We start from the raw sequence: 13,092 nt of genomic DNA on the forward strand, positions 1-13,092 counted from the left end.
GCCTTTGCAGGGCGAGAGATTCGGGTGGGTCGTTCGGGTTTGCGCCGAAATGGGGCGAGCAGCCGATAACCGCAGCCTGAAAGGGGCCATGAGTGCAATCAATTTGGCATGGGACTTGCTCTATTCTGGCTTAGAGGATGCGTAATGCGAGCCTCGGGACAAGGAAAGCGCCATGCAGTCATTAGGTTTGCCGGCGGTGACCGGCTTTGATGAGATGATCGGCTCGGGCAGTGAGGTGCGTCCACACTATACCGGCTACCACGACTGGCTGTTGCAACAGGACCGACAGGTACTACAGCGAAAGCGCAAAGAGGCAGAACTGCAGTTTCACCGGGTGGGGATTACCTTCAATGTCTACGGTGAAGACAGTGGCACCGAACGCCTGATTCCCTTCGATACCTTGCCACGCATTATTCCAGGCGCGGAGTGGCTGCAGCTGGAAAAGGGCGTTATTCAGCGCGTGCAGGCGCTTAACCTGTTTCTGCACGATATCTATCACGACCAGAACATTATCAAGGCCGGGCGGATTCCTGCCGAACAGATCTTTGGCAATGCCCAGTACCAGCCATGCATGCAGGATGTGGATCTACCCAATCAAGTGTACTCCCAGATCAGCGGGGTAGACCTGATTCGTGATGATGCGGGTACCTGGTATGTGCTTGAGGATAATCTGCGCACCCCGTCCGGGGTGAGCTACATGATTGAAAACCGGCGCATGATGATGCGCCTGTTCCCTGAGCTGTTTGCGCAGCAGACCGTGGCGCCGGTAGAGCACTATCCGACCTTGTTGCTGGAGACCCTGCAGCAGAGCGCTGTCCACAGCCATCCCACGGTAGTGCTACTCACTCCCGGCCGCTTTAACAGTGCCTATTTCGAGCATGCCTTTCTGGCCCAGCAAATGGGGATCGAGTTGGTGGAAGGGGCCGACCTGTTTGTGAAGGACGGTTATGTGTATATGCGCACCACCGCCGGGCCACAGCGGGTAGATGTGATTTACCGGCGTATTGATGATGCGTTTCTGGATCCACTGGCTTTTCGTGCGGACTCCATGCTCGGGGTGCCCGGGCTATTGTCGGTCTATCGTGAAGGGAATGTGGTGTTGGCCAATGCCGTGGGCACCGGCGTGGGGGACGACAAATCCATTTACCCCTATGTGCCGGACATGGTGCGTTTCTATCTGGATGAGGAGCCCATTCTTGCCAATGTGCCGACCTGGCAATGCCGCCGCGAAGCGGAGCTCAAGGAGGTCCTTGCGCGTTTGCCGGAACTGGTGGTCAAGGAAGTCCATGGTGCCGGGGGCTACGGCATGCTGGTGGGCCCGGCGGCGAGCCAGGCAGAAATCGAACAGTTCCGACAGCGGCTGTTAGCCGACCCGGATAATTACATCGCCCAACCAACGCTGTCGTTGTCGACCTGTCCGATTTTTGTCGAGCAGGGCATTGCCCCCCGACATATCGACTTGCGTCCTTTTGTGCTCAGCGGCCATGACACCCGGGTGGTTCCCGGTGGGCTAACAAGGGTGGCCATGAGAGAAGGGTCGCTGGTGGTGAACTCGTCCCAGGGGGGCGGCACCAAGGATACCTGGGTGCTGGAAGACGGGGAGGCGTCATCATGCTGAGCCGTACCGCATCGGACCTGTACTGGCTGTCACGTTATTTTGAACGGGCGGAGAACACTGCCCGGATGCTGGATGTGGTCTGGAACCTGTCGCTGATTCGTTATGCCGTCGATACCCAGAAGGAGATCGCCGCGCCGTTGGCAATCACCGGGACCCTGGATCACTACGGTGCCCGTTACGGCAGGGTGAGCATCGGCAACATACTGCACTTCTTTACGCTGGATGCGGATAGCCCGGCCAGTATCTACTCGTGTTTCCGGCTGGCCCGTGCAGGCGCCCATGCGGTACGCGGCAAGATTACTGCCGAGATGTGGGAAAGCGTCAACAGCACCTGGCTGGAGCTGCAAGAGATACGCCACATGGGGTTGCAGGCCTACGGTGAAACCGCGTTTTTCGAGTGGGTCAAAAACCGTTCGCATCTGTTTCGGGGTGCCACCTACGGCACTCTGATGCGAAGCGATACCTTTCGATTCTTGCGTTTGGGGACCTTCATCGAGCGGGCGGATAACACCGCAAGGATTCTCGATGTGAAGCATCGTGAAGGGCAGGAGGATTCCAATGCCACAGTGGATTATTACCGCTGGCATGCGCTACTGCGTTCCGTGGGGGCCTATGAGGCCTTTCGTGAAATGTACAGCGAAACCATCAATGCCGAACGGGTTGCCGAGCTGTTGATCCTGAGCCCGGAGGTGCCGAGATCCTTGCTGTCCTGCTTGCAGGAGCTGTGTGACCTGTTGCCCGGGATTGAAGGGGACGCCGGATTGCAGTCCAAGCGGTTGGCCGCGGTACAGCTTGCCCGCCTGCAATATGGCGATCTGGATCATATTGTCGATATTGGTTTGCACGATTACCTGACTGACTTTCTGCGCCGCATCAATGAACTGGCGGACACCATTCAGAGCGAATATCTGGAGCTGGTATGAAACTGTCTATCAATCACCGTACCGAATACCGTTATTCTGAGCTGGTGCAGCATAGCACCCAGTATTTGCGGCTGACTCCCAGGCCCTCGTCGCGTCAGCGCATTCTGAATTGGCAGATGGCCTTGCCGGAATCTGCCGAGCGAGCGTCGGACGGGTACAACAACATTCTCCATGTGCTGACGCTGGATCGCCCCCATCAGGAAATCGCCTTGACGGTGAAAGGCGAAGTGGAGATCACCGATGAAGACGGCGAAGACGCCGATCACCGACTCTCTCCCCTGGTATTCACCCGTTACACCACGCTGACGGAGCCGGATGAGGCGCTGCGGGCACTGGCCTCTGATTTGCCGGGAGACAACATGGGACGCAAGCTGGAGAACCTGAGTGAGACGATCCTGACGGCCATGCCCTTTACCCCGGGGGCAACCGATGTCGCTAGCAGTGCCAGTGCGGCGTACCGGGTCGGCAAGGGTGTCTGTCAGGATCACACTCATGTGTTTCTGGCGTGTTGCCGGGCGCTGGGGATGCCCGCCCGTTATGTCAGTGGCTACCTGTATAGCCAGGACTCGTCCCATGTGGCCAGCCATGCCTGGGCAGAGGTCTGGCAGGACGATAGCTGGCACACCTTTGATGTGACCAACCAGACTCGCCGCCCGCGTCATCATCTCAAGCTGGCGGTGGGCATGGATTATATGGACGCTTGTCCTGTCCGTGGCGTACGCTTTGGCGGCGGGGCCGAGTCCTTGCAGGCAGTGGCGCAAGTGAGCGAACTTGGGCCCGGGGACAATCAGTAAGGCACTTCAGGGAAAACAGAGATGACCTATTGTGTGGCGATGGCGTTGCAGGACGGGCTGGTTTTCGCAGCGGACTCGCGCACCAATGCGGGGGTGGACCAGATTGCCACTTACCGCAAGTTGCATAAATTCCGAGTCGATGATGAGCGACTGATCGTGATTCTGTCAGCGGGAAATCTGGCCACGACGCAAAGTGTCGTCAGCTTGTTACAGATGCGTTTGAACAGTGACAGGAAGCACCTGTTTGGAGTGTCCTCAATGTACGATGTCGCCACCCTTGTGGGTAGCACCAGTCGTGAGGTTCTCAAACGTGATGCCGGACTGAATCAGGGCACGGTGGATTTTGGCAGCAGCTTCATTGTTGGTGGCCAGATTCGCGGGGAGCAACCGCGTCTGTTTCTTGTGTACCCGGAAGGAAACTTTATCGAGTGCACTCCCGACACCCCGTATTTTCAGATTGGCGAAAACAAATACGGCAAGCCGATTCTTGATCGGGTAGTGCAGTACGACCTGCCACTGAAACAGGGAGCCAAATGCGCCCTGATCAGTCTGGATTCCACCATCCGTTCCAACCTGTCAGTAGGCCTGCCGCTGGATGTATTGATCTACGAGCGCGACAGTTTTGGCGGTGGTCGCCACCATGATGTGACCAGTGACAATGACAGTTTCCGCAGTCTGGGCGACGCCTGGTCTCAGGGCCTGAGAGAGGCTTTTGCCAAGCTGCCGGACATGGAGTGGTAGCGGCGAGGCAACGCGAGCCCTGAATATAAACAGGGCTCGTTCTGGCATCATGGCGCTACTTGTCGTCTACATTGTCGTAGAACATATAGCGTGCGGTTTCATACTGGCCCCGTGCCAGCTCAAACAATTGCTGGAAGATTTCCGGCTGCTGTTCGGCGTAATCCTTGAAGGGATCTTCCTCATCCAGCTTGTGCAGGGTGGCATTGCTGCCGTCGTGATTCATGCGCACAAACCAGTCTTTGGTAATGGCACCGTACACCGGTTGCGGGCCTTCCTGGAGTACCAGGAAGCTGGCGCGCTCACCCTCAGCTGCCGGGATCTGGAAATCACGGCCCAGGGTGGTGTTGTGGTATTCCAGCCCGGCGAGGCCGGCCACCGTGGGCATTACATCCACCAGACCGACAACGTCATCGATGACTCGTGGTTCAAGGAGCTTGGGAGCATAGATCATGTGCGGGACATGGTTACTTTCCAGCCCCAGCTTTTCCATGGCTGGCACCATGTGAGGTAGTGTCGTAATGCGATTGTTATGGTCACCAAAAAATACGAAAAGTGTGTTGTCAAAATAGTCGCTGGTACGTGCCATTTTCATATATTCGCCAATGTTGTAATCCAGCAGGCGAACGGCGTTGTATTGGGCATTGCTGCGGAAACCATTGGCGGCCAGCTTGTCTTCGGCGACATCACGGCGCTCAAAATCCCCATTGTTGGCGGGAATCGTAAACGGGCGATGGTTGCCGGCGGTTTGGATAAATGCAAAAAACGGCTGATCTGAAGGGACTGCATCAAGAATTTCATGCGACTCGCGGAACAGTTCCAGATCGGAGATTCCCCAGACATCCACATTGGGTGCTTTCCAGTCGCCTTCCTCGTACAGTTCGAGCCCATCGATGCTCTGTTGAACCAGCCCATTGATATTGGCCCAGCTGGCATTCCCGCCCACAAAATAGAATTTCCGGTAGCCCTTGAAGCCATTGAGAACCATGCGCTGATGACTGATAAGCGGGTTACGGCTGGCGCTTTCAGTCGGCGCCACATCGGGGATACCGGTAAAGGTTGCCCAGATTGTCTTGGCCGTGCCGGTGACGGGAACATAGAAGTTGGGGAAGAACCAGCCTTGTTCGGCAATGCTGTCCAGATTGGGGGTTGGGTCAAAAGGAGTACCGTAAGCTCCCACCCGACTGGCGCCAAGTGATTCGAGCATGACAAAAACCACATTGGGAGGCTGTGAGGTATCCAGCTTGTGAGGCTGGATCTCTACTCGCCGGTCAAAGTTGAGGTCCTTACGTTGAGCCGGATCAATCCCCAGGTATTCCGCGATCAGAGGGTAGTAGCGTGTTACCGTTTCCTTGTCATAGGGAGACGCCGGGATCAGGGTAGTATCGTAGAAATACAGTACGGGATTCAGGCCAAGGGCGCCGAGTGCTTTATCGCCGCTCAGGAAGGCTTCGCTCCAGCGAAGCGGTATCGGATTGGCAAAGTTAATGTTGCTGACTCGCCCAAGGATGGCGAAGAAAAACAGTATAAAGCAGATCACAAAACCGATAGCGATCTGTCCTTTGCCGATGCGGGTGGCGGGGCGCTGCAGTAGCTTGCGTTCCAGTATCAATGCCACCCAAAAGGTTAGCCCGGTAAGGGCAAACCAGGCCAGCGTGATCCAGACAACGGGGTAGCTTTCCCAGACCATTTGGGTAGAGATGGCAGTGTCTTGCAGAAAGCGTAGAGCGGTGACATTCAACCTGACCCCTAGATAGGCGTAGTGACCCATATCCAGAAAATGGGTGAGCACTAGCAGCAGCAGGGCAAGCAAGAGGTAGGTGTGTGCCACGAAACGCATGGCTGCACTGGTTAGTAGATTAAAACGAGGGAACCAGGCCAGAGCTGCAAGAGGCAGCATCATCAGCAGTGCCAACCGTAAATCGAAGCGCAAGCCAATGCCCCAGGCATTCCACACCGTGGAGCTGGTGTAGTCCGGATTGCCTGAAACCTCAGAAAAACCGAAATGAAAAATGGCACGCAATGTGACCATCAGCCCGAAAAACAGGGCGGTAATCGCCAACAGATAGTGAAGACGGCGGGACTTCATCCAGCTCATGGGTAACTCCAGGTTGCAGGCCGAAAGTGAGGCCAACGATGAACGCAAAACAGGCGACTATGCTACCGGGATGAGGGACCTCGCGCATGGATTATTGGTCAGGTGCGGTGTTAATTTGATCAACATTGCTCGGAATGTCGTGTATCACCGGTGGTTTGTCCCGATTTCGCCTTTTCCTGCCGTTGGACCGATGCTATCAAAGAGCGCCTTAATAACTTTGGCGATCGCCATAGCTGCAGGAGAAGCATGATGACCTTTGATGAGATTCTGGCCACGGTGGACGGCAACGGCAATGGCATCCTGCCTGAAGGCTGGGGACAGGGCCGGGCTTTGTTTGGTGGCCTGGTCGGCGCGGTGCTTTTCGAACATCTGGTCAAGAGCGTTGCCGGGGGGCGCCCCTTGCGCAGTTTCTCTCTGTCATTTGTTGCGCCGGCGGCGCCAGGGCCGGTGTCACTGCGTAGCGAGGTCCTCAGAGAGGGCAAGTCTGTGATGCAGGCATTGGTATCCGCGAGCCAGGATGATCAGGTGGTTTCGACCATGCTGGTGAGCCTGGGGGCTGCCCGGGACTCGGCTGTGGCCGTTGCCGGTCCTGCGGCACCCTCTATGCCTGGACCGGAGAAGAGCATGAGATTGCCGTTCATCAAGGGACTCACGCCGGACTTTCTGGACCACTTTGATATCCGCTATGCGAAGGGTATGCCGCCATTCAGCGGCAGTCAGGCCCCGGACTTTGCCGGCTATATGGGCTTCAAAACGGCGCCATCTGTAATGACCACGGCAGCACTGATCGCGCTGGTGGATACCTGGCCCCCCTCGGTATTACCCATGCTCAAGGGGCCTGCACCCGCGAGTTCATTGACTTGGACGATGGAGCTGCTTGACGATCCGGCAACTCGTTCCGCCGATACCCTGTGGCAATATCAGGTGCATACGGACCAGTGTAGCGATGGTTACGGACAAAGCCGCGCGACCATCTGGGATGGTGATGGAAATCCGGTGGCGCTGAGCCGTCAGACCTTTACGGTATTTGCATGAAACAGGAATTGCCAGCAGTCACGCAGAAGAGACTCGGGCCACAAGTGCCCAGACGAGGCCACTGGTTGTTGGCGAGGCTGGGGCAGTTGATCCTGCGGTTAATGGGCTGGCGAATTGTGGGAATTCTGCCCAATGTGGACACAGCGGTCCTGGCTGTGGCGCCTCATACCTCTAATATCGATGGCCTCATTGGGCTGAGTGCGATCCAGTCTTTGCGTGTGCATGTGCGCTTTATGGGCAAGCACACCCTGTTTGAAGGCCGACTTGGCAAGCTGATGTATTGGCTGGGTGGTATCCCTGTCAATCGGGAGAGTGCCACTGATCTGGTAGAGCAGACCGTAGCGGTCATACAACAAGCACCATGCTGGTTGGGGATTGCTCCGGAAGGCACCCGCAAAGGGGCGGAGCGGTGGAAAACCGGGTTTTATCGCATTGCTGAAGCACTGGATGCGCCGATCGTAGTGCTAGGCTTCTGCTACCGCCGCAAACAAGTCCGCATTGTCGGTACGGTACAACCGAGCGGCGATATGGAGCGTGATCTGGCGAGCATGGTGGAGATGCTGGTGGATGTCGTGCCCCGGCATCCTGAGCGAATATCCCGGCCATTCAATGACAAAACGCCATTACCCTGAGCGGCTTTGTTTCTCCTGCATGCGCTGCAGGAACTCTTCACGCCGCTGCGCGGATTGAAGGGCAAAAGCCAGTGGGCGGTGGAGTTCGTTCAGCAATGCCATGTCGCTTTCCTCAAAGCTGTGGCTACTCGCCACTTCGATGATCCCCAATGGTTGCTCCCCCTGATGCAGTGGCCATAGTAATACTGCGCCTGGCACGCGTTTTCCTTCTCCAACCTCTAGATCCAGGTACCCCTCAGGAACACTGTGTTGCTGGAGGGGGATTTTTTGCTGTAATGCGGCGCCAAGCAGGGATTCGTCTCTTTGCAGGTTTTTGCGCTCTTCCGCTTGGGCACTAAGCCCCCAGCTGGCGTGCCTGATCAGCCGCTCCTCTTCCAGAATATAGGCCGCTCCTGCCTTTGCGTTGATCTGGTCTACCAGGTACCCGAGCACTTTTTGAAGCAGTTCTGCAGATGTTAGATTCCCTGCAATCTTTTCCATAAAGTGATTCAGTTGCTGCTGCCGATAGGTGTCTCTTTCCACTTGTTCACGCCACAGGCGCAGTTGGCGTGATTCATTGTCCAACAGCAGGTGATTCGCAAAGTTTCGGCGCGCACCGACATCAAGGATGTAGCCGTTGACGGTACAGATAATCAACGGGATTGCGAAGAACAGCATCATTGGTAACAGCGGCAGGGAAACGTGAAGTGCCAGGCTGCCCAACAAGGCTATGGCAAGCGCAACCAGACAGGTAATCAGGGTTTGCCGGGGTGGCAGCCGCAGAATCGAAAAACCGATAATGAGAAGATAGATGGTTTCAAAAGCGGCGATTTGTCCTGCGAAAGATCCATTTAGATAAATCGCGCCCAACAGTGCCCCACTGATCGACAGCCCCAGTGACAGATACATGATGGCGACAGCCAGTGGCTTGAGCCAGGAAAGTCGAGTCGATGCCCACAAACCCATGAGCGCCAGGGCGATGGGATAAACCCCAAAATTTCGCCATAGCGTCATTTCTTCAGAGCGGATCAGGACCATCACTGGCAACACGACTAACAGGTAGATGCCCGTAAGCAAGTAAACGGACTGGTGGATCAGCACGCGCGCACGACGATAGGCATACGCCAGGTAGTGTTTTTCCCGCGCTGGATCGAAGTTCACCATGGTGGTGTTAAGCGACTGGCGTAGAGTGTTTACCTGTTGCTCGGTCAGCGCATCGGACATGTCTGTAGCCATGGGGATCCTGTTGTTGTTATGTGCTGTCTGTGCCAGAGAGTGTAGCAATGATTCCCGGTAGTATTTCCTGTGACAGGATAAGCGGTTATTGTCTACCGATGGTACCTATCGTCAACGAATGAACAGGAACAAACATGACCGATACTGCCCGTTTTGAACAAGCCCAGAAAGATGTAAAAACGCTGGAGCGTAAGCCTTCCAATGATGACTTGCTGTTTCTTTACTCTCATTACAAGCAGGGAAGCGCCGGGGACGTTTCTGGTAAACGCCCGGGGATGCTCGACATGGTTGGCCGAGCAAAGTATGACGCCTGGGCTAAACTGAAGGGTATGTCTTCTGATGATGCCCGGCAGAAGTACATAACCAAGGTTGAAAGCCTACTTGAATCCCACAAGGGTTGAGGCGGTTTTCTTGCTCTGTAACAGCTGGGCTTTGCCCAGCTGTGCCTCTCCCGCAAGATTCCGGTAATAGCGCTTCATTGCGGGGAGTTCTTCAGTGAGCGCAATGCGCACTTGATGGCGCGCTGTTTTAAGATCCTGGTTGAGTTTGGCTTTACGGGATTCCATGGCCGCTTTTCGTGCCTCAAGTTGTGCAGGCAGGGCGGTGCCTCCCAGTTGGTCGAGCCGGTTATTGAGGCGGTTCAGCCGGTCTTGGGCTTCTGCCAGTTGTTGCTGGAGCTCGATGGCATTGGGCGCATTGGCAATAATGCGTTTCAGATCTTCTATTTCTTGTTCTGTTGCCGTTTTTTCCATGTTGGCCGCAGTTCGAAAGGCGCCGTTGGACAAGTCCCGGGCGGTGGCATGCTGAATGGCATTGTTCAGCGATGTTTCTTCTTCTCTCAGGCAGCGTATCCGCTCATTGGCTGCCATCAGTTTGCGGGTCGCGGGAAGCACCTGGCTTTGTTCATCCCGGACCATAGCCAATACCAACTGGTCCATAACGGTTGTGCTGTTGCCCGCGACCGTATTGGTCATTGTCCGGTATAGCCGGTCGGGGTTGGCCTCCAGCTCGTTGAGGGCCTTCAGGTTTTCTGCAGCTTTGTTCAGTGCCAGGTTATAGAGGGGTAGAGCCTGGGCGTAGGCACCCTGGTTGCGCCAGTCATCACCAGCCAAAACCAGTCCGGATACTGCTCTGGGATTCCCTGGAAAGCGCGCTGCGGTGCGCAGTAACCAGGCGCGGGCCTGTTCTTCATTACCGTCCCGGCGATAACTCTCTGCGAGAAGAAGTGCTGCGTCCACGGCAGCGGGGCTGTTTTGCTCGATCTGACTGAGTTGGGTGCGAGCAAAAGCGGTATCGCCATCACGCAGCGCCATGGCCGCTAACCGCAGGCGGGCATAGTTGCCAAGAATCGGTTTATTGATGCTGTTGCTTTGCTGGTTGTAGTGAATCAGTGGTGAAACTTGTGAGGCATCGGCACGGCTGTCGAGGAGGGCGATCACTGAACGGTCAGACTGCGCCAATGCCACACCAGTCTGCGGGTGTTCCGACACGCAAGTAGCGGCCTGAACCTGGGTGGACAGGGCCAAAAGGACTGCCATTACGAGCCTGGGGGCGGATTTGTCCATATAAATCATCATCAGCAGATCTACATTATTAGCGTTATTTGATCCTGCGCTCATCGGCTCGCAATCGTTGCGGGCAGAGAAAGCCTGTCTCTGAGTTTGTCCATTATGGTGCGCTATCAGCCGTCGCAGGGCAGGAACTGCATCACAGGACACTGCACAATTTTGGGCATCCTGTCGATTTCATCCTCCCGGTTATCCCTGCGCTGAACCAGGCGAGCGCCGGCATTGTCCGGTCTTGGGTAATTCCATGAAGCGGGACTGTGCAGGGCAAGCCGTACTAGGAAATTGGCTTGATGAGTGACTTCAGCAGGTCTCGTACGAAACGATGGCGGTTGACCAATAGAGAAATGAAAATCAGTACACAGCCTGCAAGTTGTGTCGGGTTCATGGTTTCGTCAAACCAGGCAGCGGCAATCAGGGCTGTCCACACCGGCTCCAGTACCATAATCACGACCGCGTGACTTTGCAGAGAGAGACTTTGTGCATATGTTTGTACCAGAAAGCGTACTGCTGTCCCGACGGTAGCGCTCAGGATCACCCAGACCAGTAGCATGGGGGTCACTTGTTGCCAGGTCGTCCGCCAGGGTTCGAACACCGCTGAAAGCGCGCCGGTTACCCCTCCTACCACAGCCAAAACCACAGAGGTTAATACCAATGCGGGTATTCTTGCCTGTTCGTGGGTCTGGCCATTGCGCCCGGTGACGGCAATGGTATTGGCTGCCCGGGTATTGAGATTGAAGTACAGAGCGAAGATGGTGGCCGCGGCCACAAAGAACAGCTGCCCAGGTTGCGGATTGAGCCCATGTTGCAGTGACAGCATGGCAAGCCCGGCCACCGCCACAGGCAATGCAAGCCAGGTACTGGTGGGGACAGGTTCGGCAAAGAGCAGGCGACCGATAATAGGCACCAGCACGACGCCCAGGCTGGTCAGAAAAGCACCTTCACCTACATGGCTTCCCACCGCCAACCCCATTACCCAGCAGCTCATGGCGATCCCAAAAACCAGCCCCACACGGATGCAGCGGAGCAGTTGAGCCTTGCTCAAAAGCCTTAGTTGTGGCCAGGCCACCAGGCTGAGAATTGCGGAGGCAAGCAGGAATCGGACAGCCATGAACAAGAGCGGCGGCATGCTGAGCACTGCTTCCTTGGAGAACATCCAGCTGATGGCCGCGAGCAGGGTCACAATCAACAACAGCAGGTCGGCTTTGTGTGCGTTTTGCAGGGGCACCGATGTGATTCCACGACGAGACAAGAGGGGAGGCGATGTTAGCATAGGCGAACTTTTCCCACGCCGTAATCTACGCCATGGTTATGGTCGAATGGGTCATCATCGAGAGCATCGAGGGGAGTTGCTGGATGAGCTGGTTACGTGGCTGGCGTGAGCGGCGGGATGCCCGCAGGGTGCGCCGCATGGGATTCACGGCCGAGGATTGGGAAGCGGCGATTGCCGACTGGCCGCTGCAGGCCCGTTATCAGGGGGCTGAGCGACAGGCCCTGATGACCCTTTCCCTGCGGTTCCTGGCGCGCAAGAGCGTAGCCAGTGGTGGTGGGTTCGCTGTGACCGATGCCATGTGTCTGAAGGTGGCTACCATGGCCTGTGTGCCCATTCTCAAGCTGGGCCTTGAGTGGTATGACGGTTGGTATACGGTGATTCTTTACGAAGGGGCTTTTATTCCCAATCGTCCGCATCGCACTGACGATGGCGTGGTGCATGGCCGTGGGCCGGTGTTGTCCGGCGAGGCCTGGCATCAGGGGCCGGTCATCCTGTCGTGGGAAGCCGTTTGCGAGGCGGGGGGTGCAAGTAACGTGGTAATTCATGAAATGTCCCACAAGCTGGACATGCGCCGCAACGGCGCCAATGGCTCCCCGCCCCTGCACCCGGGGATGGACCAACGTCAATGGCATGACACCTTCACACGCTGTTATGAGGCTCTTCACCGGGACTATGTGACACAGCGCCACATGCCTGTCGATGCCTATGCGCTTACCGGGCCTGGTGAGTTCTTCGCCGTGTGCAGCGAGGCCTTCTTTGAGTCACCGGACAGCCTGTACCGGGACTGGCCAGCCTTGTACCGTTTGTTGGCACAGTTCTACCGACAGGGAGAGCGCCCATGAAGTACATCTTTGAAGTCACCATGAAGCCGGGGTTCAGCGTTGAGGAATACGCTCGTGGCTGGGTGGAAGCCAGTGAAATCATTCAACAGTCTGCCGGGGCGAAAGGCACTTTTCTGCATCGCAAGATAGGTTGTGAGGATACCGTGTTGGCGGTGGCGCACTGGCAGAGCAAGGCTTATCGCGATGCCAAGGATGACAGCCGCAGTGACAAGGTCAAAGCGATTCTCGCCAGGCATGCCGAGGTCGTTGAGGTGAAGGTGATCGGAGAATACGAAGACCCGGAGTGGCAGGTGTTGCCAGACTGAGCCGCGACCTGGTCAGCCACCGCTAAGGTAGCTGACCAGTCTCAGGTATTGCCG

General features: G+C 56.4%; 13 protein-coding genes. 9 read left to right on the forward strand and 4 right to left on the reverse strand.

The genetic code is table 11. The annotated features are described in order from the left end of the window. Window positions 1–172 precede the first annotated feature (172 nt). From D4A39_RS02825 to D4A39_RS02840, 4 genes are read left to right on the forward strand one after another with little or no spacing between them, the layout of a single operon-like run. Window positions 173–1,618, forward strand: a complete 1,446-nt coding sequence (locus D4A39_RS02825) for a circularly permuted type 2 ATP-grasp protein (protein ID WP_022984219.1) — start codon at window positions 173–175, stop codon at window positions 1,616–1,618. Then, window positions 1,612–2,541: an alpha-E domain-containing protein gene (locus D4A39_RS02830; protein ID WP_102792045.1), complete on the forward strand. Its 930-nt coding sequence runs from the start codon at window positions 1,612–1,614 to the stop codon at window positions 2,539–2,541. Before D4A39_RS02825 ends, D4A39_RS02830 begins: the two co-directional genes overlap by 7 nt. After that, a complete protein-coding gene (locus tag D4A39_RS02835; protein ID WP_022984221.1) occupies window positions 2,538–3,335 on the forward strand; it encodes a transglutaminase family protein in 798 nt (265 codons plus the stop codon). The genes D4A39_RS02830 and D4A39_RS02835 overlap by 4 nt, the downstream gene beginning before the upstream one ends. 21 nt (window positions 3,336–3,356) lie before the next feature. After that, window positions 3,357–4,076 (forward strand): proteasome-type protease, encoded by a 720-nt coding sequence (locus D4A39_RS02840; protein ID WP_022984222.1) that lies wholly within the window; start codon window positions 3,357–3,359, stop codon window positions 4,074–4,076. A 55-nt stretch (window positions 4,077–4,131) separates the two neighbouring features. Here the strand turns inward: D4A39_RS02840 and D4A39_RS02845 are convergent, their stop codons facing one another. Next, window positions 4,132–6,171, reverse strand: coding sequence for an LTA synthase family protein (locus D4A39_RS02845; RefSeq protein ID WP_119917458.1), 2,040 nt, complete (start codon window positions 6,169–6,171; stop codon window positions 4,132–4,134). A gap of 246 nt (window positions 6,172–6,417) precedes the next feature. On the opposite strand from D4A39_RS02845, the gene D4A39_RS02855 reads away from it, so the two are divergent. Further along, window positions 6,418–7,206, forward strand: coding sequence for an acyl-CoA thioesterase (locus D4A39_RS02855; RefSeq protein WP_233552391.1), 789 nt, complete (start codon window positions 6,418–6,420; stop codon window positions 7,204–7,206). Next, window positions 7,203–7,838, forward strand: coding sequence for a 1-acyl-sn-glycerol-3-phosphate acyltransferase (locus D4A39_RS02860; RefSeq protein ID WP_035481688.1), 636 nt, complete (start codon window positions 7,203–7,205; stop codon window positions 7,836–7,838). The genes D4A39_RS02855 and D4A39_RS02860 overlap by 4 nt, the downstream gene beginning before the upstream one ends. On the opposite strand, the gene D4A39_RS02865 is transcribed toward D4A39_RS02860, so the two are convergent. Further along, entirely contained in the window at window positions 7,830–9,053 is a 1,224-nt protein-coding gene (locus D4A39_RS02865; RefSeq protein WP_022984227.1) for a GAF domain-containing protein, read from the reverse strand. The two genes, D4A39_RS02860 and D4A39_RS02865, sit on opposite strands and share 9 nt — an antisense overlap. A 134-nt stretch (window positions 9,054–9,187) precedes the next feature. Here D4A39_RS02865 and D4A39_RS02870 point away from each other — a divergent pair, with 134 nt between their 5' ends. Next, window positions 9,188–9,454 (forward strand): acyl-CoA-binding protein, encoded by a 267-nt coding sequence (locus tag D4A39_RS02870; protein WP_022984228.1) that lies wholly within the window; start codon window positions 9,188–9,190, stop codon window positions 9,452–9,454. Here the strand turns inward: D4A39_RS02870 and D4A39_RS02875 are convergent. Continuing rightward, window positions 9,431–10,591, reverse strand: a complete 1,161-nt coding sequence (locus tag D4A39_RS02875; RefSeq protein ID WP_233552392.1) for a tetratricopeptide repeat protein — start codon at window positions 10,589–10,591, stop codon at window positions 9,431–9,433. The two genes, D4A39_RS02870 and D4A39_RS02875, sit on opposite strands and share 24 nt — an antisense overlap. Before the next feature lie 304 nt (window positions 10,592–10,895). Next, on the reverse strand, window positions 10,896–11,846 hold the full coding sequence (locus tag D4A39_RS02880) for a DMT family transporter (protein ID WP_022984230.1): 951 nt from the start codon (window positions 11,844–11,846) through the stop codon (window positions 10,896–10,898). A gap of 128 nt (window positions 11,847–11,974) precedes the next feature. Here D4A39_RS02880 and D4A39_RS02885 point away from each other — a divergent pair, with 128 nt between their 5' ends. Both D4A39_RS02885 and D4A39_RS02890 read left to right on the forward strand, forming a co-directional pair. Then, a complete protein-coding gene (locus D4A39_RS02885) occupies window positions 11,975–12,733 on the forward strand; it encodes a M90 family metallopeptidase (RefSeq protein WP_119917460.1) in 759 nt (252 codons plus the stop codon). Then, window positions 12,730–13,038: an antibiotic biosynthesis monooxygenase family protein gene (locus tag D4A39_RS02890; protein WP_022984232.1), complete on the forward strand. Its 309-nt coding sequence runs from the start codon at window positions 12,730–12,732 to the stop codon at window positions 13,036–13,038. The genes D4A39_RS02885 and D4A39_RS02890 overlap by 4 nt, the downstream gene beginning before the upstream one ends. Window positions 13,039–13,092: the final 54 nt, after the last annotated feature.

Origin of the sequence: Alcanivorax profundi (genome assembly GCF_003597125.1) — a bacterium.
Lineage (GTDB): Bacteria > Pseudomonadota > Gammaproteobacteria > Pseudomonadales > Alcanivoracaceae > Alcanivorax > Alcanivorax profundi.

Excerpts from the sequence above, each read along its gene's own strand:
- D4A39_RS02830 (WP_102792045.1), top strand. The coding sequence starts at position 1,612 with ATGCTGAGCCGTACCGCATCGGACCTGTACTGGCTGTCACGTTATTTT.
- D4A39_RS02875 (WP_233552392.1), bottom strand. The coding sequence starts at position 10,591 with ATGGCAGTCCTTTTGGCCCTGTCCACCCAGGTTCAGGCCGCTACTTGC.
- D4A39_RS02840 (WP_022984222.1), top strand. The coding sequence starts at position 3,357 with ATGACCTATTGTGTGGCGATGGCGTTGCAGGACGGGCTGGTTTTCGCA.
- D4A39_RS02845 (WP_119917458.1), bottom strand. The coding sequence starts at position 6,171 with ATGAGCTGGATGAAGTCCCGCCGTCTTCACTATCTGTTGGCGATTACC.
- D4A39_RS02860 (WP_035481688.1), top strand. The coding sequence starts at position 7,203 with ATGAAACAGGAATTGCCAGCAGTCACGCAGAAGAGACTCGGGCCACAA.
- D4A39_RS02890 (WP_022984232.1), top strand. The coding sequence starts at position 12,730 with ATGAAGTACATCTTTGAAGTCACCATGAAGCCGGGGTTCAGCGTTGAG.
- D4A39_RS02855 (WP_233552391.1), top strand. The coding sequence starts at position 6,418 with ATGATGACCTTTGATGAGATTCTGGCCACGGTGGACGGCAACGGCAAT.
- D4A39_RS02825 (WP_022984219.1), top strand. The coding sequence starts at position 173 with ATGCAGTCATTAGGTTTGCCGGCGGTGACCGGCTTTGATGAGATGATC.
- D4A39_RS02865 (WP_022984227.1), bottom strand. The coding sequence starts at position 9,053 with ATGGCTACAGACATGTCCGATGCGCTGACCGAGCAACAGGTAAACACT.
- D4A39_RS02870 (WP_022984228.1), top strand. The coding sequence starts at position 9,188 with ATGACCGATACTGCCCGTTTTGAACAAGCCCAGAAAGATGTAAAAACG.
- D4A39_RS02885 (WP_119917460.1), top strand. The coding sequence starts at position 11,975 with ATGAGCTGGTTACGTGGCTGGCGTGAGCGGCGGGATGCCCGCAGGGTG.
- D4A39_RS02835 (WP_022984221.1), top strand. The coding sequence starts at position 2,538 with ATGAAACTGTCTATCAATCACCGTACCGAATACCGTTATTCTGAGCTG.